General features: G+C 70.7%; 23 protein-coding genes and 1 pseudogene. 13 read left to right on the plus strand and 11 right to left on the minus strand.

Annotated features, from left to right (window positions below; all coding sequences use genetic code 11):
* Positions 1 to 82: 82 nt before the first annotated feature.
* A complete protein-coding gene (locus HKK74_RS36450; RefSeq protein ID WP_187247989.1) occupies positions 83 to 1,087 on the plus strand; it encodes a metallophosphoesterase family protein in 1,005 nt (334 codons plus the stop codon).
* A 107-nt stretch (positions 1,088 to 1,194) separates the two neighbouring features.
* Complete coding sequence (locus HKK74_RS36455; protein WP_187247990.1) at positions 1,195 to 1,521, plus strand: DUF6247 family protein; 327 nt, start codon at positions 1,195 to 1,197, stop codon at positions 1,519 to 1,521.
* Positions 1,522 to 1,778: 257 nt separating this feature from the next.
* On the opposite strand, the gene HKK74_RS36460 is transcribed toward HKK74_RS36455, so the two are convergent.
* Complete coding sequence (locus HKK74_RS36460; protein ID WP_376771587.1) at positions 1,779 to 2,195, minus strand: MerR family transcriptional regulator; 417 nt, start codon at positions 2,193 to 2,195, stop codon at positions 1,779 to 1,781.
* Between the two features lie 35 nt (positions 2,196 to 2,230).
* On the opposite strand from HKK74_RS36460, the gene HKK74_RS36465 reads away from it, so the two are divergent.
* On the plus strand, positions 2,231 to 3,034 hold the full coding sequence (locus HKK74_RS36465; RefSeq protein ID WP_187247991.1) for an aminotransferase class IV family protein: 804 nt from the start codon (positions 2,231 to 2,233) through the stop codon (positions 3,032 to 3,034).
* Between the two features lie 50 nt (positions 3,035 to 3,084).
* On the plus strand, positions 3,085 to 4,146 hold the full coding sequence (locus HKK74_RS36470; protein WP_187247992.1) for an alkene reductase: 1,062 nt from the start codon (positions 3,085 to 3,087) through the stop codon (positions 4,144 to 4,146).
* A 178-nt stretch (positions 4,147 to 4,324) separates the two neighbouring features.
* Here the strand turns inward: HKK74_RS36470 and HKK74_RS36475 are convergent, their stop codons facing one another.
* Positions 4,325 to 4,744 carry a ClpX C4-type zinc finger protein gene (locus tag HKK74_RS36475; RefSeq protein WP_187247993.1) on the minus strand — a complete coding sequence of 140 codons (420 nt, stop codon included), beginning with the start codon at positions 4,742 to 4,744 and terminating at the stop codon, positions 4,325 to 4,327.
* Positions 4,745 to 4,945: 201 nt separating this feature from the next.
* Between HKK74_RS36475 and HKK74_RS36480 the strand changes: the two genes are divergently transcribed.
* The 3 genes from HKK74_RS36480 to HKK74_RS36490 all read left to right on the plus strand — a co-directional run bounded on the left by HKK74_RS36480 (position 4,946) and on the right by HKK74_RS36490 (position 6,920).
* Positions 4,946 to 5,137 (plus strand): hypothetical protein, encoded by a 192-nt coding sequence (locus tag HKK74_RS36480; RefSeq protein WP_187247994.1) that lies wholly within the window; start codon positions 4,946 to 4,948, stop codon positions 5,135 to 5,137.
* Positions 5,138 to 5,171: 34 nt separating this feature from the next.
* A complete protein-coding gene (locus HKK74_RS36485) occupies positions 5,172 to 5,720 on the plus strand; it encodes a hypothetical protein (protein ID WP_187247995.1) in 549 nt (182 codons plus the stop codon).
* A gap of 582 nt (positions 5,721 to 6,302) precedes the next feature.
* A complete protein-coding gene (locus HKK74_RS36490) occupies positions 6,303 to 6,920 on the plus strand; it encodes a carbonic anhydrase (protein ID WP_281398195.1) in 618 nt (205 codons plus the stop codon).
* Positions 6,921 to 7,008: 88 nt separating this feature from the next.
* Here HKK74_RS36490 and HKK74_RS36495 read toward each other — a convergent pair whose 3' ends face one another.
* Positions 7,009 to 7,311 carry a hypothetical protein gene (locus HKK74_RS36495; RefSeq protein ID WP_187247996.1) on the minus strand — a complete coding sequence of 101 codons (303 nt, stop codon included), beginning with the start codon at positions 7,309 to 7,311 and terminating at the stop codon, positions 7,009 to 7,011.
* 62 nt (positions 7,312 to 7,373) lie between these two features.
* Here HKK74_RS36495 and HKK74_RS36500 point away from each other — a divergent pair.
* Positions 7,374 to 7,514, plus strand: a pseudogene (locus HKK74_RS36500) (holin); the annotation flags it as partial.
* A gap of 83 nt (positions 7,515 to 7,597) precedes the next feature.
* On the opposite strand, the gene HKK74_RS36505 reads toward HKK74_RS36500, so the two are convergent.
* The 5 genes from HKK74_RS36505 to HKK74_RS36525 all read right to left on the minus strand — a co-directional run bounded on the left by HKK74_RS36505 (position 7,598) and on the right by HKK74_RS36525 (position 10,363).
* Positions 7,598 to 8,488 carry a phosphotransferase family protein gene (locus HKK74_RS36505; RefSeq protein WP_187247998.1) on the minus strand — a complete coding sequence of 297 codons (891 nt, stop codon included), beginning with the start codon at positions 8,486 to 8,488 and terminating at the stop codon, positions 7,598 to 7,600.
* Position 8,489: 1 nt separating this feature from the next.
* Positions 8,490 to 9,011 carry a glycine-rich domain-containing protein gene (locus HKK74_RS36510; RefSeq protein WP_222723185.1) on the minus strand — a complete coding sequence of 174 codons (522 nt, stop codon included), beginning with the start codon at positions 9,009 to 9,011 and terminating at the stop codon, positions 8,490 to 8,492.
* A gap of 52 nt (positions 9,012 to 9,063) precedes the next feature.
* Positions 9,064 to 9,471 (minus strand): hypothetical protein, encoded by a 408-nt coding sequence (locus HKK74_RS36515; RefSeq protein WP_187247999.1) that lies wholly within the window; start codon positions 9,469 to 9,471, stop codon positions 9,064 to 9,066.
* 68 nt (positions 9,472 to 9,539) lie between these two features.
* Positions 9,540 to 9,932, minus strand: coding sequence for a hypothetical protein (locus tag HKK74_RS36520; protein ID WP_187248000.1), 393 nt, complete (start codon positions 9,930 to 9,932; stop codon positions 9,540 to 9,542).
* Positions 9,933 to 9,994: 62 nt separating this feature from the next.
* A complete protein-coding gene (locus HKK74_RS36525) occupies positions 9,995 to 10,363 on the minus strand; it encodes a hypothetical protein (protein WP_187248001.1) in 369 nt (122 codons plus the stop codon).
* A 301-nt stretch (positions 10,364 to 10,664) separates the two neighbouring features.
* Between HKK74_RS36525 and HKK74_RS36530 the strand changes: the two genes are divergently transcribed.
* Together HKK74_RS36530 and HKK74_RS36535 are read left to right on the plus strand one after the other, a co-directional pair.
* Positions 10,665 to 11,906 (plus strand): helix-turn-helix domain-containing protein, encoded by a 1,242-nt coding sequence (locus tag HKK74_RS36530; RefSeq protein ID WP_187248002.1) that lies wholly within the window; start codon positions 10,665 to 10,667, stop codon positions 11,904 to 11,906.
* 111 nt (positions 11,907 to 12,017) lie between these two features.
* On the plus strand, positions 12,018 to 12,221 hold the full coding sequence (locus tag HKK74_RS36535; RefSeq protein ID WP_187248003.1) for a hypothetical protein: 204 nt from the start codon (positions 12,018 to 12,020) through the stop codon (positions 12,219 to 12,221).
* Between the two features lie 199 nt (positions 12,222 to 12,420).
* On the opposite strand, the gene HKK74_RS36540 is transcribed toward HKK74_RS36535, so the two are convergent.
* Entirely contained in the window at positions 12,421 to 12,783 is a 363-nt protein-coding gene (locus HKK74_RS36540) for a nuclear transport factor 2 family protein (RefSeq protein WP_187248004.1), read from the minus strand.
* Positions 12,784 to 12,916: 133 nt separating this feature from the next.
* On the opposite strand from HKK74_RS36540, the gene HKK74_RS36545 reads away from it, so the two are divergent.
* The 3 genes from HKK74_RS36545 (at position 12,917) to HKK74_RS36555 (ending at position 17,191) form a co-directional block, all read left to right on the plus strand.
* A complete protein-coding gene (locus HKK74_RS36545) occupies positions 12,917 to 15,679 on the plus strand; it encodes a helix-turn-helix transcriptional regulator (RefSeq protein ID WP_187248005.1) in 2,763 nt (920 codons plus the stop codon).
* Between the two features lie 125 nt (positions 15,680 to 15,804).
* Complete coding sequence (locus HKK74_RS36550; protein ID WP_187248006.1) at positions 15,805 to 16,314, plus strand: SigE family RNA polymerase sigma factor; 510 nt, start codon at positions 15,805 to 15,807, stop codon at positions 16,312 to 16,314.
* Between the two features lies 1 nt (position 16,315).
* Positions 16,316 to 17,191 (plus strand): hypothetical protein, encoded by an 876-nt coding sequence (locus HKK74_RS36555; protein WP_187248007.1) that lies wholly within the window; start codon positions 16,316 to 16,318, stop codon positions 17,189 to 17,191.
* 157 nt (positions 17,192 to 17,348) lie between these two features.
* On the opposite strand, the gene HKK74_RS36560 is transcribed toward HKK74_RS36555, so the two are convergent.
* Together HKK74_RS36560 and HKK74_RS36565 are read right to left on the minus strand one after the other, a co-directional pair.
* Positions 17,349 to 18,530, minus strand: coding sequence for a hypothetical protein (locus HKK74_RS36560; protein ID WP_187248008.1), 1,182 nt, complete (start codon positions 18,528 to 18,530; stop codon positions 17,349 to 17,351).
* A gap of 225 nt (positions 18,531 to 18,755) precedes the next feature.
* A partial coding sequence (locus tag HKK74_RS36565) for an ATP-binding protein (RefSeq protein ID WP_222723187.1) occupies positions 18,756 to 20,184 on the minus strand: 1,429 nt, incomplete at its 5' end.

Below are 20,184 nucleotides of genomic sequence, written 5' to 3' on the forward strand. Positions count from 1 at the left end.
ACCGGCGATCACACCGACCGGAGGAATGCCTCCTCAGATAATCCTTTGCACGCCGAACCGATGCCTGCCTAGGCTCCCCGGGGTGCGGCGTACCGTCATCATCGGCGACATCCACGGCTGCTTCGACGAACTGCTCGAGCTGCTCGAGAAAGTCGACCTCCGCCCGGAGGACCTGCTGGTCAGCGTCGGCGATCTGGTCGACCGCGGTCCAGCGCCGGGTGAGGTGGTCGGGCTTTTCCGCGAGCGCCCGAACTCGGTCGTGGTCATGGGTAACCACGAGCGCAAGCACGTGCGCGGGATCTTCTCCTACGCGCAAGAGATCACGCGCTTGCAGCTTGGCGACCACTACGCCGAAACGGTCGACTGGATGCGGACACTGCCGTACTACTTCGAGAACGACCATGTCCGCGTTGTCCACGCCGCGATGCTGTCCGGGATTCCGCCGGCCGACCAGAAAGAGGAGATCCTCTGCGGCTCGACCAGCGGCGAACGAGAGCTCACCGCCCTGTTCCCGGACGGCTACTGGCATGACCACTACACCGATGCCAAGCCGGTCGTGTTCGGACATCATGTAACCGGGCGAGAGCCGATGATCCGCGACGGCAGGATCTTCGGCCTGGACACCGGTGCCTGCCATGGCTGGAACCTGACCGCGCTGTGCGTGCCGGGATTCACGGTGCACTCGGTGGAGGCGCACGCGGATCACTGGTCGATCGCCAAGCGCCAGTGGCAGTTGCCCGTCCTGAAGACCAAGCCTTGGCGTGACTTCACCTGGCCAGAGCTGGCTGAGGTGATCGCGAGGTTCTCCTCGGCACCCGACGCCGCCGCGTGCAGCTGGCTGGAGACGGTCGAAAAGTGGGCAGCGGACCTGCGGTCGTCGTTTCCTGCCCTGGTCGCCGCGGCGCATCGCGTCGCCGACGGGCTCACCACGGACGAGCTGCGGCAGCACCCCGCCGCGCGGTTCCTGTTCCAAGCCCGCAACGGCCGGCTAGACCAGACCAGCCTGGCCAGGCAGTGCTCAACACCCCGCAGAACAATCGACCTGGCGGCCGCGTTCGGCCTGGTCGTACGCGAACTGCCCGACTGACTTCACCCCCTGACGGTAGATCAATGATTCGAGAGAGCGAAGGCGAGACACCTTCCCGCTTACGCAGACACCAGCGTCTTGTCCGCGTCGGGGCGTAGCCCGGTTTCATGAGCGCCCAGCCGATCGCCGAGCACGATCCCGACGACCCGGTGGAGATCTTGCGTGTGCTGCCAGAGAAGTACCACGACCAGTTCCGGCGCGAGTACGAGACAGCCGTGGAGGCCGCCCGGCAGATGCTGGGGTACCGGGCTCTGCACGAACTGCTGAGGCTGTGGCGGCTGCGAGCGATCACCTATTCCGACTCGGGATACGAGATCCGGCTGGCGGCTGTTCAGGAAGCCGCCCGAACCGGCGGCTTGGAAGGGTCGGTGCCGATCGAGGACGTCGTCCCCGACTGGACCGAACGCCTTGAAGCCCACCGCCGCCAACGGTGAGTCACGGCATCCGATTCGAAGGCCATGCCCTTCTGCAGCTCCACCGGTTCCCGTCGGCCGCTCTCGACGCCCTACTAGAACGGGTCGTGCTTTTGGTGGACGCACATGGGACGCTGCAATCCCGCCACCCCGACAGGATGAACAGCAGGTGAGAAGGGGGCTTCGGAGATCACTCCGGGCCCCTTCTTCGGCTGTGGCCGCTCAGTCCCACCGAAGCCGCTGCCCGGTCAGGTCGGTGCGTTCACCTGTGCGACGGCTCAGGGCTTCGCCAGGTAGCCGGCGAGGGTGCCCCGGCTGCGTTGGAGGCCGTCGATACGTTCGTCCATGGCGGCCAACTCCCGGTCCATGATGGCCCGCAGGTCCGCGCACCAGTCGAATTCCGGCCCCTCGCCCCGGGTGCACGGCAACACCACCCGGATCACCTCGGTGGACAGGCCCGCGTTCAGCAAGGCACGAACCTTCCGCACGGTGATCACCGCGTCCTCGTCGTAGCTGCGGTAACCGTTCGGATCACGCCGGGCGTCGAGCACTCCCTGAGCCTCGTAGTACCGCAGCAACCGCGCGCTGACCCCGGTACGCCGGGACAACTCCCCGATCAGCATGTGTGACCCGCCCTGTCCGAGGTTGACCTTCCAACCGATGTGAAGCCATAACGTCGCCTCGTCAACAAGCATTTCCGTTCCTCGATTCCGTACCGCTGGAGGGATGCATGACCTCTTTCGTCGTTCAACGAAACGGGCAGGCGGCGACCGCCGAGGACTTGGCGCCGCTCGCCTTCGTCGGCTATGCCCACTTCACTGCAATGCAGGTGCGTGGGGGCCGGGTCCGGGGCCTCGACCTCCATCTGGAACGACTGCGGTCTGCTTCGGTGGCGTTGTTCGGTCAGGCATTGCCCGACGATCGGGTGCGGTCCTATCTGCGGACGGCGCTGGAGGCCGGTCCGGCCGACCTCTCGCTGAGGGCCACGGTGTACTCGCCGGCGGGCGAGTTCACCGTGGCCGGGGCCGATGTGGAGCCCGAGGTGCTGGTCAGTACCGGACCGGCCGCATCCGGTCCGGAGGGCCCGCTGACGCTGGCGACGGTCGAGCACGAACGGTTCTTCCCGGCCGTGAAGCATGTCGGCGAGCCGGCCAAGACGTACTTCCTCCGCCAGGCCGTTGGACAGGGCTTCGACGACACCGCGTTCGTCGACCGCCGGGGTCGGCTCAGCGAGGGGTCGATCTGGAATCTGGCCTTCTGGGACGGCACCGCGGTGGTGTGGCCCGTGGCCGAGATGCTGGGCGGGACCACGATGGGCATCGTCGGCCGGCAACTGGATCGCCTCGGTGTCCCGCAGCGCGTCCAGGAGGTCACGCTCGCCGACCTGCCGGCGTTGGCCGGGGGTGTGGTCATGAACTCGTGGACGCCGGGTGTGGCGATACACCGGATCGGCGCTGTGCCCTTGCCCGAGGCACCGTCCTTCTTGGAGCTGCTGCACCGGGCCTACCAGGCCGAACCGCTCACCTCGCCGTGAGGGCCGATCCGACCGCTTGAACCCGTGCCACTGCGATCTGAAGGAGAATCGTGGACTCCCCCCTGCTCGAGCCCTACCGCGGCCCCGCCCTCCAACTGCCCAACCGAGCGGCCATGGCCCCGATGACCCGCGCCCGCGCCGACGACGCCACCGGCGTCCCCACGCCGATCATGACCGAGTACTACGCCCAGCGCGCCGCCGCCGGCCTCATCGTCAGTGAAGGAATCTGGCCGCACCGCCTCGGCAAGGGCGGCCCCGGCGTCCCCGGCCTGACCGAGCCGGCCCACGTCGAAGGCTGGCGCCGTACGACGCGGGCCGTGCACGCCTCCGGCGGCCGCATCTTCGCCCAGCTGTGGCACGTCGGCCGCGTCAGTCACCCCGACATCCTCGGCGGAGAACAGCCGGTCGCCCCCTCGGCCGCGGCGATCTCGCACGGCCAGATCTTCACCGCCTCCGGCCTGAAGGATTACGTCGTCCCGCATGAACTGTCCACAGCCGAGGTCGCCGAGGCCGTCGAGTCCCACGCCGCGGCCGCCCGCAACGCCGTCGACGCCGGTTTTGACGGGGTCGAGATCAACGGCGCCTACGGCTACCTCATCGCCCAGTTCCTGTCCGACAGTGCCAACCTGCGCACCGACGGCTACTCCGACCACGTCCGCTTCGCTATCGAGGTCGTCGAAGCCGTCGCCGCCGCGATCGGAGCAGACCGGACCGGGCTGCGCATCTCCCCCGACAACCCGCTCCACGACATCGTCGAGTCCGCTCCGGGCCCGCGCTACCACCGGCTGCTTGGCGCGCTGGACGGAATGAGCCTGGCGTACCTCCACGTGGTGCAGTCCGGAACGTACGCCGCCCTGGAAGACCTGCGCCCCCGCTGGAACGGCACCCTGGTGGCCACCTACGACGGCCCCGAGCCCGGCAGCCGGGAACAGGCCGAAACGGCGCTGCGCACCGGGCTCGCCGACATCTACGCCTTCGGACGGCTGTTCCTGGCCAATCCGGACCTGCCGCGGCGCATCGCCGCCGGCGCCCCGCTCAACGCGATGCGCGAGACCGGCATGTACGGGGGCGACGCGGAAGGATACGTGGACTATCCCTGCCTCAGCGGGTGAAGCCCTCGCGCGGTGCCGGGACGTCGCGCCTCAGGACTCTATTCGGTGTGTTCCGGACCGCTCCTACGAGGTGCGGCGGCCACCGTTGTCCGGCGGTGGTGTCGCTCCCTTCGCACTGGATCCGTGAACGCCGAGAGGCTGTGGACGGTCGCGTCGGACATGCTGTCCTGAGCAGCCCCTATGCGGGGGCGTCCAGGCCCTGCTCGGTGGCCATCTGCTGGCAGGCGTGGAGGCATTCGTCGCAGATGTTGACGTCCGACCCGGCTCGACGAACGAGTGTGGACCGGGCACCGCAGAATCGGCATTCCTCGCTCTCGCCCAATCTGTTGAGCTCCTCCAGGAGGCGGCTCAGCTTTTCCTGCACGCGCTCTAACTCTTCCATTTTCTGGATGCGCCGGTTGTCCCGCCGCAGGGTGACGAGGTTGTTGGAGGCTTCTCCACGCTCGATCGCGACCTGGGCGAGATCGACGCAGACGTTGCAGATGTAGAGCTCGTCAGGGCATCTGATCATCCATTTCACCGCGTGCCGGGCGAGACCACAGAACGAACATTGCAGGATTTGAACATCCGCGAGCAACGGTTTCTCATTCGCCGCCATCCAGTCAGTGTGGTCATACGGTGCGACGCTAGTCAACGATGGGAAACCCATGACGAACACCCCCATCCTGCCCCTGTCTCGGTCTATGTTGGCTAGCCGAGATCAGTTGCCGCTGAGCACGGGGAACGGCGGACCGATGCCCGCCCTCGGGGGTCGGTACCGACCGCCGTACGTTCCCCGAGTTCGGGTGAGGAGGACGACGTGTCAGCCAAGGACGTGTGGGAGTACGGGATCGACACCGGCGACGGCGGCAAGAAGTGGCAGGCCGCATCCGTGCTCGGCCATCTCGAGAAGGCGCAGGACGAGACCAACGCGATGCTCAAGGAAGCGCTTGAGCGGCTCGCCGGCCTCGAGGCCCGGCTGACGGCACTCGAAGGCAAGGCGGAGGCATGACACCGCTCACTGGCCGACCGTCTGATCACGGCGAATGACCGCGATCGTCGGGCTCGTTCATGGCGACACCGTCCACATCGGCGGGGATTCGGCCGGAGTCGCCGGATGGTCCCTCACCGTCCGCGCCGACTTGAAGGTCTTCACCAACGGCCCCTACGCCATGGGCTTCACGGACAGCTTCCGCATGGGCCAGCTCCTCCGCTACTCCCTTCAGGCCCCGCATCCCGAGGGGGACCTCGAGAGGTTCATGACCACGAAGTTCGTCGACGCCGTGCGCAAATGTCTCAAGCACGGGGGGTGGGCCAAGAAGGACTCCGACCGGGAAGAGGGCGGTTACTTCCTCGTCGGGGTGCATGGCCGCCTGTTCTTCGTCGAATCGGACTACCAGGTCGGCGAGGCCGCCGACGGGTACGCGGCCATCGGCTGCGGCGAGGAGTTCGCGCTCGGTGCCCTGTACGCGACGGCGCGGGCGGACATGCGGCCGAAGAAGCGGCTCAAGCTGGCGCTCGAGGCGGCCGAGCGGTACAGCGTGGGCGTGCGCGGGCCCTTCGCGTACGTGCGCAAGAAGGCCGGGGCGTCCTGACGACCGGCCGGCTCCGCCTGGATCAGGCGTCCAACCCGGTCAGAAGGCGGGTCACGTACCGGTGGCATCCCGGTAATGGTGCCCGCCCATCCACAGGCCCGGGACGATCTCGTTCCACGGCGACTCGGCGTCGGGTGTGCGCCGGCCCTTGGTCCGCATCGCGTGTCTCCTCATGACCGGTTCCGGCCGGTGACGAGACGCGCGTGAGGGGCGTCACCGTCTGCGCGATCCAGAGAGATCAGCCGGAACATCGCCCACCCTATGCGCTGAACGAGGCCGTCTGAAGATCCTGATGGCGTACTCCGGAAACGACGGCGGTCCCCGTACCTCTGTGAGGACGGGGACCGCCACGGCCGACATCCGTTTCCATCTCCAAGGAGGCATCGGCTAGGCCGACCCTATCCCCAGACGCCCGAAACCTTCGTGACCAGCGACGACGTGTCGCCCATCGCCACGGGCCCGGCCGGTCGGCGCCTGCGCCGATCGGCATCGAACATCGCACGGAGGATGACGGATCGAACGGGAGAACGCCGGGGGGGCGGCTGGCGGAGGTATGGGTGGAACCAGACACAATGACACGTCATGGGGAGAACTCTGCCGCGCACTCCGGCTCAAGCACTCGAGATCCTCCTCGAGGGCAACGATCGCTTCACCGTCGGTGACCGCCTGCATCCGCACCAGGACGCGGACCACCGGGCGGCGCTCGCACCGGCGCAGCACCCGTTCGCCGTGATCTTCGGCTGCTCCGACTCCCGGCTCGCCGCGGAAATCATCTTCGACCGCGGTCTGGGCGACCTCTTCGTGGTCCGTACCGCCGGGCACGTGATCGGGCCGGAGGTGCTCGGCAGCATCGAGTACGGCGTGGAGGTCCTCGGCGCGCCGCTGATCGCGGTACTCGGTCACGACTCCTGCGGCGCGGTGGCGGCCACGCTCGGGGCCATCGTCGACGGCGCGACCCCGACCGGCTTCATGCGCGACGTGGTCGAGCGCATCACGCTCAGCGTCCTCGCCGCACCGGACGGCCTCACCAACTCCGACGCGGCCGGCGAGGCGCACATCCGCTACACCACGGACCTGCTCGTCGACCGCTCCAGCGTCATCGCCAAGCGGGTCGCCGACGGATCCTGTGCCGTCGTCGGACTCTCCTACCGGCTCGCAGAGGGCAGCGTCCGCGTCATCGCCGGGCCCGGCATCGGGTGAGCCGCCGGACCGCCGGGCGCGCGCCCTCACACGCCGGAGCCGGGCGGCCGAGGCCCCGGACACCCGGCCGCGGCACCGCCGGCCGTCCTCAGTCCTTCACGTGGCGGGGGAAGAGCTGCACCAGTCCGGCGACGGCGACGCCCAGGGCGATGAGCAGACCGAGGCCCAGAGCGAAGGCGTGCGGAAAGCCACCCGCGCCCGGCCGGGTGCCGAGGGCGTCGTAGAAGACCACTCCGATCACCGCCAGGCCAGGGATGATCCACTCGATGCGGCCGTCACCGCCGATCGACAGGGCGGTCTCGGCGAGCCACGCGTACCCCGCCGCCACGACCAGCGTGCCGAGCGTGAGGGTCTGCCGGCCCAGCCGCGCCGCGACCCGGCCCGACCTCATGGAGGCCGCGAAGTAGCCGATGCCCAGCGGCAGGAAGATCAGACCGGAGTGTCGTCGGGTCGGCCGCAGGTGGGCTGCTTGACGTCGACGTGCCGGCAGTCCTGTCCATCGCCGGTGGCGCTGGCCTGGTGGCGCTGCTGGCGTCCATCGTGGCGTCCAAGTCGGGCGACTCCGACACCGCCGGTTTCGTCACCCGCAAGTAGCGAACCGCGCACAACGGCGCCCCCGTCCTCTCCTCACGGAGGGGGCGGGGGCGCCGTTTTCGTGTCCGAGCGTCAGTGGATTTTTACCCGGTTCGGTGGTGGAGCCAGGTGCGGCCCGCAGCCGCAGCACGTGCCCGGTCGGCACGCACCGCAGGTGGCCCGTACCGGGCCTTGTACTCGCGGAACAGGGTCCACAGTGCGGCCAGGCCAGTGACCGCCGCCGATGGTGCGGTCTTCCACGCGGGAAGCTCGGCCAGCAGTGCCTCGGCCTGTTCCGGGGTGTGGCCGGCCTCGATAAGCCTCGGCGCGAGCATCACCGCGTCAACCCACGTGGCGCCCACAGCGGCGAATGACCAGTCGACCACGTACATCGTTCCGTTGACCGTCCGGACGTTCCCGGCGTGCAGGTCGTAGTGCAGCAGGGTGTCTCCGGCCAGCGCGGCTGGCTCAAATGCGTCGACCGCTGCGGCGTACATGGCCCCGTTGGGCAGTTCCCCGTCCGGCTTGCGCAGCAGGGCCGCCGCTTTGTCCAGCAGCGGCTCCACGTTCAGGGCCACTGCGGGGGCGTCCGGCCATTCGCACGGCGTCAGCATGTCACCGAGCCAGGCCACGGTCTGGAGCACCTCGGGCAGGTCCGGGGACCCAGGTGTCAGGTCGGCGGAGTCGCCGGGGAGATACTCGAACAGCATCAGGGCCCATCCGGCGGCCTCGGCGCTCCAGAGCATGCGCGGTGCCGGGACGGTGTGCGGCAGCACCCAATTGACGTTGCGCTCACGGGCGTACAGGCCAGCCGCGGGGCTGTCGCTGTGTACGCCTTTGAGGAAGACGCTGTCACCGTCTGCGGTGTGCAGGCGTGCGGCGAGGCCGGGCATGAGCCCCTGGGCGTGTGACTCGGCCTTGAGCACCGTGCCGCAGTGAGCCTCGACGGCCGTGCGGGCTTGGTCGGGCAGGTCTTCCCAGTGGAGTTTGGTCATGTCACACCACCTTCGGGCTATCGGCGCATCCGGCGTAGCACTGGCTGCACTTCGCGGGACTGACGCGCCAGAGCTTCTCGTCGACCGGTAGGCCAGAGGCCCTCATGGCCGCGAGCGTTGTGGCGATGCGGCCGCTCTTCGCCGGGGCCGGCGCGTCGGCCAGCGGTTCACTGTTGTGCGCAATGGGCTCGTCGCAGCACGGGATAGCGCCCGCAGGGGCGTCGTCGGTGGGTTCGTGGTGGATGAACCGGCCCGCGACGCGGTCGCAGAACGCCGCGTACTCCTTCGTGTACAGGATGAAGGTGTGCCAGCCGATATCCACCGTCGGGGACGGAGACAGGCCGGCGCCGGGGTTGTCGGCACACGCCTTCAGGAACGCCAGTGCCTGGCTCATGATGCGCTCGGCCATGGCCCGGTCGATCTCTTCATCGGCGACGATGCGCCGTACGAGCCGGCCGAACAGGGCGGTGGAGATCAGGTCCCTCGGGTCGGTACGGAGGGGGGATTCGGTGGCCAGTAACACGGTTCCTCCTTCATTGGCCGCCCGGCCCGGTGCCGAGCGGAGTAAGGCGGGGTCAGTGCGGTCGGCGATCCTCGTCGAGGTTCATCCGGTTGACATACATCGATGCCTCGCTCGTCGTCGTGATCGCCACCGAGAGCAGCTGTTCCGAGTGGCGCAGGTAGATCTCGACGTCGCCGAAGTTCTCGTGACCCCTGATTGGAAGTGGTGCGTCCTGAACGAGCAGGAACGCTCGGACCGCGAGCTCCTGGCCGTGCTCGACGAGCTCGCAGAGGTAGTCCGCGACTGGCGCCAGGTCGGCGGCCGTGACGCCCTGCTCGTAAAGCGCTGTTGCCGCCACCTCCATCTGAGCCTTCATCGTGGTCAGCAGGTCGACGAGGGGGCCGGGCGCGGGTGCTATGCCTTCCATGCGGTCAAGCGCATCGCGGAGGCCGTCCGGGTCGTTTTGGGCGGCCGCCGCCAATGCGTCGGCGTGCGCCTGGCGCCGGTCCTGGTGACGTCGGCGTAGCGCTCTCATGATGTTCACCGCCGTCACGCCGGTACGGGGGCGAGCCAGGAGCCGATGCGGTGCCGCGTCGGCCACCACCGGCCGGGCCGGCGGCGGTTCGGTGGTGATGGCGCGGCGGCGCGGGACATGGCCCGCCGGGGGGCTGGCGGGGGGGTCGGCCGCGCCGCCGCGCTCATCTGCGGGGGACCGTACGACCCAGCGCCCGGGGACGGTACGCGGGCCGTACGGCCGATCGGGGGTTGCGTGCGGTTCGAGAGCTGGTCGGCGAGGTCGGCCGGGTTGTAGCCCTCGACGAAGGTGTCGCCGAGCAGCGCCCAGTAGTGCCCGGTGTACTGGCCGAACCAAATCGGGATGCCGGCGAACCGCTGCCGCAGCGCCGCGAGAGCAGCGGAGGGACGCTCGGTGGCGAGATGCATGGGGGTCCTTCCAGGCGTTGGCGCCGCACAGGTCGTCGGCGCGTACAGGTCGAGGTGACACATCACGCCCATTGGCCCTCGCTCCCGAAACGCAGCTCGGGCAGGCCAAGGGCATGTCGCCGGCCCTTCTCCGCCTCGAGGTCGGCCACGGCCGCGGCGAACGCCTCGGGAGGAAGCGCGTTCATCGTGCTGCCGGAGACCGGCGCCCAGACCACATGACGGTTGGCCTGGTTGACGTGTCCCGCCGAGACAAGGCGCTGATAGTGGTAGCCGATCCGGGAGAAGGACGGCGTCACCTTGTGGATGAGCGCGAAGGCACCGGCGGGCGCTCGCCGCAGCGCGTCACCCGCGCGGACGGTCGCGACTCCGTGGTCATCGGTGATTCCCATGGCGCCGGCGCCGTCGCCGCTCACCACGGTCCACGAGTACATCCGTGGCGGTTCCCATGGTCTGCGCGTATTCACCGCGTTGCCTCTCGTCCGGTCCACGTTGTGTGGTCGAGACGCTACGAGCCGCGGAGGTGCTCGCGGGGTGCACCGTGCACCCGGTCCGAAGGGGCGGCGAACCACGCCAAGAATTAGGGGTGCACTCTGCACCCCTTCGGCGACCTGGGCGAACGAAAGACGCCCCGCGGCGCGCGGCCGGCGGGGCGTCTCAGCTTGTTCCCTGTCCACACCGCGCATTCGCGCGTACCGTGGCCAGTACCAGTGGAACAACACAAGAGAGTACGCGATGCTCGACGACCTTGCCGGTTTGTCGACCGGCGCCCGAATTCAAACCCTCCGCACACGTAAGGGCATGACCCGCTTGGTACTTGCCGGACTCGTCGGCAGGTCGTCATCTTGGCTGAAGGACATCGAACGGGGCCGCCGTCTCCCCCCGCGGCTGCCGATGCTCGTCCGCCTGGCCGAGGTCCTCGGCGTCACTGACGTCTCGGTACTCGCGGGCGACGATATGAACCTCGGGGGAGGCACGATCAGCGTGCCGATCGACTCATTCCGGCGAATCCCTCACGAAGCCGTACCAGCGATTCGCGAAGCAATCCACGATCAGCAGCTCACGCGCCCAGAACGGCGCGTGGACGTTGCCGCCCTACGGTCACGCGTCGACCACGCGTGGGGGGTCTGGCACTCCTCGCCGAGGCAGCGCACCGACATTGGGCGCGTGCTGCCCGGTCTCATCACGGACGCCCGCGTGGCCGCTCGTACGGCCAACGGGGACCGGCGCGACGCCTACGCCACGCTGGCCGACGTGTACGGACTCGCCGAGCAGATGCTCGCGTGGACGAGCGAGGCTGAACTGCTGTGGCTCGCCGCTGATCGGGGCGTGGCCGCGGCGCAAGAGGCAGACCGGCCGGAGACGCTCGCCGGTGCCGCGTGGGTGCTGGGCAACGTCCGCCGGGCGGTTGGTGACTACGACGGCGCGATCGAGCTCGTCGAGGACGCCCGGCAGGTTCTCGAGCCGCGGCTCGAGGACGGGCCCGACTCGGTTCGAGGGATCTGGGGCGCGCTGAATCTGCACGCCGCCATTACGTGTGCACGCGCCGGCCGGGAGGGCGACGCGTGGCGGTACTGGGACGAGGGCGACCGCACCGCGGAGCGCCTCGGCGTTCGGTACTCCCATCCGTGGACGGCATTCGGACAAGGGAACGTGTCCGTTCACGCTGTGTCGGTCGGTGCTGATCTATCTCAGTCGTCGAAGGCTCGCGAACGCGCCGAGGAGGTCGACCCGGACTCGGTGCCGAGCCTCGAGCGGCGGTCGCGCCTGCTGATCGAGACGGCCCGGTCGTACAGCCTGAAACGCGATCATTCCGGCGCGCTGCACTGGGTGAAGCAGGCGCACAGGGTCTCGTCCGAAGCGGTGCACTACTCGCCAATCGCCCGGCAGATGGTCAGCGATGCCGTCGACCAGGGCGGCCCATTGATCGAACGTGACGCCCGGTCATTCGGGCAGGTACTCGGCCTGCCGGTGTGATCAGCCGGTGGATCGCTGATCCCGCCGTACCCCTCGAGGAGTTGATCCTCTGCCTGTCGCCGCTCCTCGGCGAGCCGGCGACGGTCGGCCACTGCCTTGGCCCATGAGCAGATGACGGCGATCTGCCGGAAGACCAGCGCGACCGAGAGCACCAGGAGCGCCGCCGGCCATCCCCAGCCAGCGAGGTCCTCGGGCGTACTGATCGCGTCGAAGCGGTACGGCCGGGTGGGACGGTCCCTGATCGTGATCGCGATGGAGCCGAGAACGCAGACGGCGACGGCCGAGACGGTCAGCAGGGTCGCGGTGCCGGGGTGATGTCAGTCAGCAGCACCAGCAGGGTGGCCCACGACGGGGCCGGTGTGCTCGGGGCCGGCGGTCGCGCCGCCGCGTGCTCCGCCGGCCGTCCGGCACCCGCGGTGGTGGTCATCTTGGTTGAGCTCCAGCTCTGTTCGTCGGGAGAAAGGCCCGGATCGGCGCGTCGGCCGATCCGGGCCGATCCGGGCCGGGGATGCCGTCAGGCGGGGACCTTGTCGAGGAAGCCGAGGACGCTCGCGAGCCGGCCGTCCTCGTTCAGCACCGCGACGTCGAAGCCGATCACGATGGCCTCGCCGCCCTCCGGTCCGAGGTGCCAGGTGAACCGGGCGATGTCGTGGTGGGCGTCGATGGGCCCGGCCAGGCTGAACGTGAGCCCGGCGAAGTGTCCCTGTACGCCCGCGATCATCGCGTCGATCGCGTCGCGGCCCTCGGCCACCCCGAGCGGGTCCACGTAGGTGCCGTCCTCGGCCCAGACGTCATCGATGACCGCGCGGCGGACGACGGGGTCGGTCTCGTTCCAGGCCCGCAGGTACCGGCCGACCAGCTCGGTGATGTCGCTCATGGGATTCTCCCCGTCTCGGTGATCCGTTCGTTCTTGCCGGTCAAGACGCTACGGAGATCACGAAGTGGAGGAATCTGTCGCGCTTAGGTATTCGGTTTCGCCGTGACCGATCGGCATAGGTACGGTGCCGTACATGTTGTTCGGGCGGGACCAGGAGCTGGCCGCCATCGATGAGCTCCTCGTCGGCGCCCGCGCGCGCAGGAGCGGTGCGCTGCTTTTGCGCGGCGAGGCGGGCATCGGCAAGACGGCGCTGCTCGACCATGCCGCGGCGGCCGCCGGCCTGCGGGTGCTCCGCGGGGCGGGCGTCGAGTCGGAGGCCGAGCTGCCGTTCGCCGCGCTGCACCTGTTGCTCCGCCCGGTGCTCGACCGCGTCGGCGCGCTCCCCGCCGTACAGGCGCAGGCCCTCCAGGCGGCACTCGGGCTCGCGCCCGCCGACTCGGGCGACTGGTTCCTGGTCGGCCTCGCCGTCCTGTCGCTGCTGTCCGAGCTGGCCGAGGAGCGGCCGGTGCTGTGCCTGATCGACGACGCCCAGGGGATGGACAGGGCCTCGGCGGGTGCGCTGCTGTTCGCCGCGCGGCGCCTCGACGCCGAGGGCGTCGCGATGGTCTTCGCCGCGCGGGACGGCGAACCCGGCTTCGCCGCGGACGGGCTGCCCGAGCTGAGGCTGCGCGGCCTGGACGAGCGGGCCGCCGCCGACCTGCTCGGCGAGCACGGCGAGGGGCTGAGCGCCGACGTACGGCAACGGGTGCTGTCCGAGGCGGCCGGCAACCCGCTCGGCCTCATCGAGCTGCCCAAGGCCCTCGGCGACGGCGGCGGCCGTGACGGTGACGGTGACGTGCGGCGCGGAGTGCCAGGAGCCGGCCTGCCGCTGACCGACCGGCTGCGCGAGGCGTTCCGGGGGCAGGTCGGGCGGCTGCCCGAGACGACGCGGGCGCTGCTGCTGATCGCGGCGCTCGAGGACACCGGTGACCTCGGCGTGGTCCTCACCGCCGCGCAGGCACTCGGGGCATCGCTGGACGACCTCGACGCCGCCGAACGCTCCGGGCTGATCCGGGCCGGTGCGGGCACCGTGCTGTTCCGTCACCCGCTGCTCCGGGCGGCCGTGGCGGACGGCTCGCCGCTCGGCGCGCGCGTCGCCGCGCACGCCGCCCTGGCCACGGCCCTCGGCCGGCCGGCGGACGCCGACCGCCGCGCCTGGCACCTCGCCGCCGCGGCGACGGGCCCCGACGAGGCGGTCGCCGCCGAGCTCGAACGCACGGCCGTACGGGCCCGGGACCGCAGCGGCTACTCCGCCGCGGCCTCGGCCTACGAGCGGGCCGCCCGGCTGACGCCGCACACCGGGCCACAGGAACGCCGGCTCGCCCTCGCCGCCGAGGCCGCCGCCGAATCCGGCGACCTCGAACGGGCCGGGCGCCTCGCGGAGCAGGCCGCCGGGCTGACCGACGATCCGGCCCTGCGAGCCAGGCTCACCGAGATACGGGCCGCCGCGTCCTTCTGGGGCGGTTCACGCGGCTCCGCGTACCGGCTGCTGATCGAGGGCGCCGACCTGGTCTCGGCCGCCGATCCGCACCGTACGGCGTCGATGCTGATCGAGGCAGTGCACATCGGCTGGTACACCGGGGAGCGGGAGCTCACCGAGAGCATCGGCCGGCTCTCGGCGGTGCCGCTCACCGCCACGGATCCGCTCACGCCGATCCGGCGGCTGCTGACGCTGGCGACCGCACCGATCGTCGGCGCGGCGGTGACCGGCTCGGCGTCGGGTGAGGAGTCACAGGAGCCGGACGAACTGATCGCGATGGCGCGGGAGCGCGTCGCCGATCCGGCGGACCTGATCCTCGTCGCCGCCCTCGGGCTGATCCTCGGCCAGGACACGGTGACCTTCGAACTCGCGTCGTCACTGGCCGCGCAGTCCCGTGACCAGGGACGGATCGGCCGCCTGCCGCAGGTGCTCTTCTATCTCTGCTCGGCTCAGCAGTTCCTCGGCCGGCACGGCGACGCCAAGGCCACCGCCGCGGAGGCGCTGGACATCGCGCGCGACACCGCCCAGCGGCAGTGGACGGAGCGGCTCGGTGAACCGCTCGCCTTCCTGGCCGCCTTCGAGGGCGACGAAGCGCTCTGCCGGCAGATCACCGACGAGGCGCTCGCCCGCGTGACCTCCGACGACCCGAGCTGGGAGGTGCCCTGGGTGTACGCCGCGCTCGGGGTGCTCGACCTCGGGCTGGGCCGGGCCGAGAGCGCGCTGGCGCGGCTCCGGACGCTCGCGCGGGGACGGGCGCGGTTCCACATCTTCGCGATCCGCAGCACGCCGGACCTGGTCGAGGCCGCCGTGCGCGCGGGCGACCGGGACGCCGCGACCGAGGCGTTCGATCAGTACGAGAGGTGGGCGCGGCATGCCCGGCAGCCCTGGATCGACGCCCTGACCCTGCGCTGCAGGGCACTGCTCGCCCCGGACGGCAGCGCGGCGGACCACTACGAGGCCGCCCTGCGGCTGCACGCGAAGGCCAACCGGCCGTTCGAGCACGCCCGCACCGCCCTGCTGTACGGGGAGTGGCTGCGCCGCGCCCGGCACAAGGCGCGCGCCCGCGCGCATCTGCGGGAGGCGCTGGAGACCTTCGAACGGCTCGGCGCCACGCCCTGGACCGAGCGGGCCCGCACCGAACTCGGCGCGACCGGCACCGCCGCCCCGGCTCAGCCGGCCCCCGCCGCGCTCGCCGGGCTGACCCCGCAGGAGCTTCAGATCGTCCGGCTGGCGGCGCGGGGCCTGTCCAACCGCGACATCGCGGCGCAGCTGTTCCTGAGCCCGCGCACCGTCGGCTACCACCTCTACAAGGCCTATCCCAAGCTCGGTGTCGCCTCCCGCGGCGAACTGGCCGGGCTGCTCGCCGCCATGCCCTAGTACTGCAACGGCGCTCATCACCGCCACGGACCAGCGGACTGACCGGCCCACGGCCGCGATTCAGGCTCACGCGGCATAGGTCCGGGGCCTCCCGGAGGTCTAAGAGGTGACAGAAAGGAGGCGCCGTGAACCGAGAGGCCCGAGAGAGCTTCACCGAGTTCGTCGCGGCGCGGTCGGGCGGTCTGATCAGGCTGGCGTATGTGCTCACCAACGACCAGCACGCCGCCGAGGACCTGCTGCAGAGCGCCCTCACCAAGACCGCGATTCGATGGCGGAACGTACGGGACAACCCGGAGGCGTACGTGCGCCGGGTCATGTACAACGAGCAGATCGACCGCTGGAAGCGCCGTAAGCGGGAGACCGCGCTGGCGATCGCCCTTCCCGAGCAGGTCAGTGGTGACCACAGCGGCGAGGTGGATCTCCGGCTGTCGCTGGAACAGGCACTGCTCGCGCTGCCGCCCGGCAAACGCGCGGTGCTGGTCCTGCGCTACTTCGAGGATCTGCCCGAAGGCGAGGTCGCCCAGATCATGGGCTGCTCCGTCGGCACAGTGCGCAGTCAGGTGCACAAGGCGCTCGCCCGGCTCCGGGAGCTCGCGCCCGCTCTCGCCGCCCATCTCGAACCAGCCGGAGGCTGACATGACGAATGACATGCTGAAGGACGCCCTCAACGACATTGCCGAGCGGGCCCGGCCGGTGGACGGGATCGCCGAGCAGGCGCTGCGCGCGGCCACTCGGCGGCGCAGGTTCATCGGCACCGGCGTCGCGGTGGGTGCGGTCGCCGCGATCGCGGCACCGGTGGCCTTCTTCACCCAGGCGAGCGCGCCGGACGGCGACGCCACGACACGGACGCGGATCGTGGCCGACGGGTCGGATCCGGCGACCGGGGAGGGCCTGCCCGCCGACACCACGGCCGGCCGCGCGGCCGTCAAGGCCTGCATGAACGGCGATCCGGCCATGCCGCCCGAGTTCCGGGACGACGCGAAGCGCCGCCAGGGCTCCGCGCCGAACGAGGCGGGCACCCGGGCGCGGGACTTCCGGCTGCTCGCCGAGCACCGCGTGCCGACCGGCCGGATCGTGTTCCTGGGCAGTTCGCTCGCGCACCGGACCTGCGTCCTCGACCGGTCCGGCCGGGCGAGCCAACTCGACCGGCTGCCGCGCCAGACCGCGAACAGATGGCAGTTCGACATCGGGTACGGCCTGCGGAACATCAAGGGACCGGTGTCGATCCAGGACGCGGGGGGCGGCCTGATCGCGTACGGCACGGCGCCGTACGAGCTCCACGTCGCCGGTCTGGTGCGGCCGGAGGTCGCCAGGCTCGTCATCCGGTTCGGCCGCGAGCGGCCGGTCACCGCCACGATCTCGAACGGGTTCTTCGTCGGCGGCATGGTCGTGCCCTTCGAGACGGGGACCACGCTGATCGAGAAGTCGGTCGACGTGACCGCGTACAACCGTGCCGGCAAGGTCGTCTTCACCCACCGGCGACCGGGAGTCCCCCCGGGGACGTCCGGCTGATCCCCGGCCGGGCGATTTGGAGGCGGGCGACGATCGGGCGTCGCCCTCCTCCGCGGCCGTCCCTCGGTAATACGCCCGCCTGCGGTGTCGCTCCTCTGACGAGCTTCCGCCTCTGACGACGTTCGGGCCGCGCCCACCAGCGGCACTGTCAGTGCCGTCAGGTCAGGGCGGACTGGATGAAGTAGACGACCAGCGAGGCGAGGATTCCCGCCACGTACTGCAGCAGAGCGGCGCTCTTCACCGGCAGCAGCCGCAGCGCCCGGAAATGAACATAGGTGCGGAAGGCGCCGTCGAGATCCTGGTGCAGCAGCAGCTCACCGGGCGGGCGCGACATCTGCGCCATCAGCGGGCTCACGATCTGGTCGATGTGCCGTCGGACGATCCGCGCCATCGTGATGTACGGCTGGACGCCCACATAGAGGGCGGTGACGACGGCGAAGACCGGGAAGCCGATGACGAAGACGCGCAGCAGCATGGGCGGTCGGTCGGCGGTGATGGCGATCGTGGCGAACTCGGTGATGAGCACCCCCACCGCCAGGCTGATCGCGATCCGGGCGTACGTGCCGCACAACCTGACCACGGCCGGCGTGTGGGCCGGGTCGATCCACGCCATCCGCAGGTTCTCACAGCGGTACAGGCGCAACGGCACCTCCGCGGCGGTGAACAACCAGTAGACGACGTTGCCGCCCAGGAATCCCGACCACCCCCCGAGGAGGTAGAGCCATCCGGTCATGTGGATCGGCGTTTCCCGCTGCGTCGACACCGCGTACATCATCAGGACCGCCACGGCGACGCCGGCCGCGCACACCGCGAGCTGCGTCATGATGCTCAGTCTGTGGTGCAGCCAGCGGGTGAACATCCGGCGCTGCGGCGAGGTGGCGAGCAGCTCGGACACGCAGATCGCCAGGTCGGCGGCCGAACGCCAGGCGATCCAGCCGAGCGCCAGCATGGTGATGTTGTTGACGGCCGTGGCGAGCGCGAAGAGATGATCGGCCGACGTGTGCAGCGGCACCGCCGAGCTGCCGCCCGCGACGATCAGCGTGAGCAGGTAGGGCCAGCCGCCCATGAGGACGACCGACACGACGGCGGCCGGCGCGGCGAAGCGGCCGGGAAGCGCCACCGCGACGAGCCGGGCCAGCATCACCACGACCACCCGGGAGCGGCCCTTGTGCACGAAGTCGCGGAGGCGGTCGTCGAGCGGTGCCCCGGTGTCGTGCAGTTGCTGCCGGTCGGCTGCCCGCAGTCTGCTCAGCAGGTCGCCGGACGCCGTCTCACTCGGGTCGCCCACGTGCGAGTCGCCGGTGTGCGACGTGTGCGAGTCGGCTGTCTGCGAGTCCACGGAACTCCCCGCTGTCCTGTCGCGCGACCGGGCCCCGCCCACCACGGTGACTCCGGACCGGCCCGCGCACAAGGGCGCCTGCCCCGGAGGCGTCCGAACTGTGACCGAGCCGGCACCGCCCTCGGCACGCTGCGACCCACCCGGCCCTCCGCGCGCTGCAACCGAGCCGACGCAGCCCTCGGCGCGCTGCGACCCACCCGGCGCCGCCCTCGGCGCGCGCCCGCCTCACCGACCGCCGTTGCGCCGCTCGATGACCCACGCGGCGATCCGCGTGCGGGAGGAGAACCCGAGCTTGGTCAGGATGTGCTCGACGTGCGCGTCCACGGTGCGTTTGGCGACGGACAGCCGCTCGGCGATCTGCCGGTTGGACAGCCCCTCGGCGACGAGCTCGGCGACCTGGGACTCGCGGGGGGACAACGGCGGCCCGCCATGCCGGTCGGGCGGCCCCGGAGTGGGCCGTCCCGGTGTGGCCTGTCGCGGTGTGGGCCGCCCCGGAGCCGGCCGTCGCGGTGCCTGTCCGAGGGCCCAGGCCACCGCCTGCTCGAGTGACAGGTCGCCGCCGCGCTGGAATGCGGCCTCGTGAGCGGACTGGCCAAGCGCCCGCCGCGTGCGTTGGAGGCAGCCCTGGTGATGGGCGAGCAGGACCGAGCGCGACATGCCGGCGAACCCGTACGCCCGCCGGAGCCCGTGGGCCGCGCCGAGCAGCACCGCCGCCCGCTCGGCTCCGCCGTCGGTCTCGGCGATCCACGCCAACAGCTCGACGGCACCGGCGAGGGCGACCGGGTCGGGAAGGTCCCGTGCCAGTCGTACGGCGTCCCGCGCGTGCGCCGTCGCCCGCGCCCCGTCACCGGCGGTCCATTCGGCCCGGGCGAGCACGTACAGCGCGTACGCCTGCAGCAGGCTGTCGCCGCGCTCGCGGCAGATCACCAGGCCGGCCCGGCAGAGCTCGATCGCGCCATCGGTGTCTCCGCGCAGGTCGGCGGCCACGGCCAGCGCCAGCCGGGCGAGCACCGCGTCGGCGTGATCGGCCACCCCCAGGGCCCCGTACCGGGCCAATGCCTCCTCGAGCAGCGCCGCACCGCGTTCCGCGTCACCACCGGAAACGGCGGCGGCCCCCTCGTGATGCGTCGCCTGTGCCAGCGCGAGGGGGTCGCCGAGGCGCTCAGCGAGTTCCCGCCCGAGTCCGGAGAGCCGGGCTGCGGCGTCCAGGTCGCCCTGGTGTCCCGCCAGGAGGGCGCACGCGCCGAGTGCCCTGACTCGGGGGGCGGTCACCCAGGCCGTGAGGGCGAGGCAGCGTTCCAGCCATCGCCGTCCCTCAGCCGCTCGCCCGGAGTGGAGCCAGTGGAACCGCAGCGCCGCCGCCAGTCGCATCCCGGCGTGGTTCTGCGCCGCTTCGAGGCAGAAGTCCAGAGCAGCCGACAGGTTGGCGTGCTCCCGCTCGAGCCGTCGGAGCCATCCGAGCTGCTCCGGCCCGAACCAGTCCCGCTGGGCCTGTTCGGCGAGCCGGAGATAGTAGTCACGGTGCCGGCGCAGGAGCGTCCGTTCCTCGCCCAGGGTGCGCAGCCACTCCTCGCCGTACGCCCGGAGCGTGGTCAGCAGCCGGAACCGCAGCCCGTCAGGGGTCTCCTCGCGCAGGACGATGGACTTCTCCACC

Origin of the sequence: Actinomadura alba, assembly GCF_014323705.1 — a bacterium.
GTDB classification, from domain to species: domain Bacteria; phylum Actinomycetota; class Actinomycetes; order Streptosporangiales; family Streptosporangiaceae; genus Actinomadura_C; species Actinomadura_C alba.